Annotated in this window: 1 protein-coding gene; it reads right to left on the bottom strand. The window is 78.5% G+C overall.

Features of this window, described 5'->3' with window-relative positions:
- Positions 1–1,084 (bottom strand): AsmA-like C-terminal region-containing protein (locus tag FV229_RS26955; protein ID WP_246688361.1); only part of this gene is annotated, 1,084 nt, incomplete at both ends.

Here is a 1,084-nt window from a genome sequence, read left to right as displayed (position 1 = left end):
GGGCGATGGCGGACAAGGCCGCGGCGGGCGGCCTCCTCGGCGGCCTGGGCCTTGAGCCGGGCTTGGCGCGCCGCCTCCTCCGCCGCGGCCTTGTCCGCCATCGCCCTGTCCGCCGTCGCCTTGTCCGCCGTCGCCTTGTCCGCTGCAGCCTTCTCGGCAGCCGCCTTGTCCGCCGCGGCCTTGAGGGCGGCGGCGCGCGCCTTGTCCATCTCGATCCGGGCGCGGCGGCGCTGACGCTCGGTCTGGTCGGCCTCGATCAGCTCGATCGTTTCCAGCTCGCGCTGCAGCACCAGGGCGGCGAGGCCGTTGGTGAGGGGGCCGACATCGAGGCTGCGCTCGGGCGCGGCGAGCGGGCCGGCGAGCCCGAGCTGGATCGCGGGCGGGCCGCCGCCCCAGCCCTTCGGCGCCGTGCCGCCCGAAAGCGTGCCGCGGGCGTCGAGCCGGCTCGTCCGGAAATCGTAGCCCAGCGTCCCGCTCCAGCGCGCCGCGCCGAGATCGAGGTCGAGCGGGCCGGCCCGCAGGGTCCCGCCGATGACGGTCGCCGGCGCGGACGCCGGCTGCGTCGTGCCGGCGGCGGCCTTCGACAGCTCCTCCGCGACGAGGGCTTGGAGCCGGCCGTCGCGCAACGGGTCCTCGATCTGGAGCGCGCGGGCGAGCGCCCGGCCGATCGCGGCGGGATCGGTCTCGGGCAGGTTGAGGGCGGCCAGCGTGCCGCTGCCCGTGCCCGAAAGGTTTGCCGCCAGGGCCGCGACATCCTCGCCGGAGGTGCCGAAGCGCAGGGCGGCGGAGAGCCGGCCGCCGAGCGGCCCGCCGTCGGCCAGCGCCGGGATCGCCACGTCGGCGACGGTGCCCTCGCCCGCGATCACTGCGAGGCCGCCGCGCCGCGACAGGCTCGCCGAACCGGCGATCCGGCCCTCGGCGAGCTTGGCCGAGAGGTCGCGCACGCTCAGCGTGCCATCCTCGAGCCCGAGCGCCGCGGCGGCGCCCGTGGCGACGAGGCCGCGCCCGAGGTCGAGCCGTTCGGCCCGCAGGTCGAGGGCGACCGCCGGCCCCGGCGCTGGCGGGGCGCCGAACCGCCCGGCGG

The organism is Methylobacterium sp. WL120 (assembly GCF_008039465.1).
GTDB classification, from domain to species: domain Bacteria; phylum Pseudomonadota; class Alphaproteobacteria; order Rhizobiales; family Beijerinckiaceae; genus Methylobacterium; species Methylobacterium cerastii.
The sequence above is the reverse complement of the archived record's forward strand: the minus strand, read 5'-3'. Positions and strand labels throughout refer to the sequence as shown.